Genomic DNA, 2041 nt, shown 5'->3' with positions numbered 1-2041 from the left:
CCGACTGAGGGGGAGCGGACCATGAGCACCGACATCGCGGCCGTCGCCGACATCGCCAGGCGGATCCTGCCCGATGAGGGCGTGATCACCGACCGGGCCCGGCTGCGCACCTACGAGTGCGACGGGTTGGCTCACTACCGGGTCACGCCGGCTCTCGTCGTCATCCCCGAGGACGCCAGCCAGCTCGCCACCGTCGTGCGCGCCTGCGCCGAGAACGGCGTCCCCTACGTCGCCCGCGGCTCGGGCACCGGACTGTCCGGCGGCGCGCTGCCGCACGCCGACGGGGTGCTGGTCGTGACCTCCCGGATGCGCGCGATCACCGCGATGCGACCCGAGGACCAGCGGGCCGTGGTGGAGCCTGGCGTGATCAACCTCGACGTCACCCGGGCCGCGACGCCGCACGGCTACTACTACGCGCCGGACCCGTCGAGCCAGCAGATCTGCTCGATCGGCGGCAACGTCGCGGAGAACTCCGGTGGAGCGCACTGTCTGAAGTACGGCTTCACCACCAACCACGTCCTCGGCGCCGACTTCGTGACCGCCGAGGGTGACACTGTCCCGCTCGGCAGCGACGCGCCCGACAGCCCCGGCTACGACCTGCTCGGCGCGGTCGTCGGCTCCGAAGGGACGCTCGGCATCGTCACCTCGACCACGGTGAGGCTGGTGCGGCTGCCGGAGGAGGTCCGCACGATCCTGGTCGGTTTCGAGACCACCGACCAGGCGGGCGCGGCCACGTCGGCGATCATCTCCGCCGGCATCGTGCCCGCCGCGATCGAGATGATGGACGCGCTCGCCATCGAGGCGGCCGAGGCCGCGGTGCACTGCAACTACCCGGCCGGCGCCGGCGCCGTCCTGGTCATCGAGCTGGACGGCGCTGCGATCGAGGTCGAGCAGGAGTACGCCGAGGTCGAGCGCATGTGCGCCGAGAACGGTGCGTTCGAGCAGCGGCTCGCGACCGACCCCGTCGACCGCGCCCTGATCTGGAAGGGCCGCAAGTCCGCGTTCGCCGCGGTGGGCCGGATCAGCCCCGACTACATCGTCCAGGACGGCGTCATCCCTCGTACCGCGCTCCCACAGGTCCTCTCCGCCATCGCCGAGCTCTCGAGATCCTCGGGCGTGCGGGTGGCCAACGTCTTCCACGCCGGTGACGGCAACCTGCATCCGCTGGTGCTCTTCGACGACGAGATCGAAGGGGCCGGCGAAGCCGCCGAGCGGGTCAGCGGCGCGATCCTCGACCTCTGCATCGAGCACGGCGGTTCGATCACCGGTGAGCACGGTGTCGGCATGGACAAGGCGAAGTACATGCCCCGGATGTACACCGACGACGACCTCGACACCATGCAGATGGTTCGGTGCGCCTTCGACCCGCAGAACATCTCCAACCCTGGAAAGATCTTCCCGACGCCGCGACTGTGCGGTGAGGTGCCCGGTCGACACAAGGGCGCCCACCCACTCCAGGACGCCGGTCTGGGGGAGGTCTTCTGATGAGCACCCACACGCTCGACCAATCGGCGCGTGAGTCGATCGCCTCGGCCTGCGCGGACGTCCAGGACGCGACTCCCGGCGACCACGTCGACACGGTCGCGCCGGGCCTCGTGGCACGTCCCACCGACGTCGCCCAGGTGGTCGAGGTGCTCCGCGCGGCGGCGACTCACGGGCTGAGCGTTGTGCCGCGCGGGCGTGGCACCAAGCTGTCGTGGGGGGCGCCCCCGTCGAGCGCCGACGTGCTGCTCGACGTGAGCGCGCTCGACCAGGTCATCGACCATGCCGCCGGCGATCTGATCGTCGCGGCGCAGGCCGGCACGCGTCTTGCCGACGTGCAGCAGGCCGTGGCCGGCGCCGGCCAGCGCCTTGCCCTCGACGAGACCGTCCCCAGCACCAGCATCGGCGGACTGCTCGCCGCCAACACGAGCGGCCCGCGCCGCGTCGCCATCGGCAGCGCCCGCGACCTCCTCATCGGCATCACCGTGGTCCGCGCCGACGGTGTCGTGGCCAAGGCCGGTGGCCGGGTCGTGAAGAACGTCGCGGGCTATGACCTCGG

General features: G+C 71.3%; 2 protein-coding genes. Both read left to right on the top strand.

Translation table 11 applies throughout. From position 1 onward, the window contains the following. On the top strand, nt 1–1485 hold a 1485-nt coding region (locus RMO85_RS12280; RefSeq protein WP_310529013.1), incomplete at its 5' end, for an FAD-linked oxidase C-terminal domain-containing protein. Continuing rightward, nucleotides 1485–2041 (top strand): FAD-binding oxidoreductase (locus RMO85_RS12275; protein WP_310529012.1); only part of this gene is annotated, 557 nt, incomplete at its 3' end. The genes RMO85_RS12280 and RMO85_RS12275, both read left to right, overlap by 1 nt.

Origin of the sequence: Nocardioides sp., assembly GCF_031422975.1 — a bacterium.
In the GTDB taxonomy this organism is placed as follows: domain Bacteria; phylum Actinomycetota; class Actinomycetes; order Propionibacteriales; family Nocardioidaceae; genus Nocardioides.
Note: the sequence above shows the minus strand (reverse complement) of the source record. Positions and strands in the feature narration are given on the sequence as shown.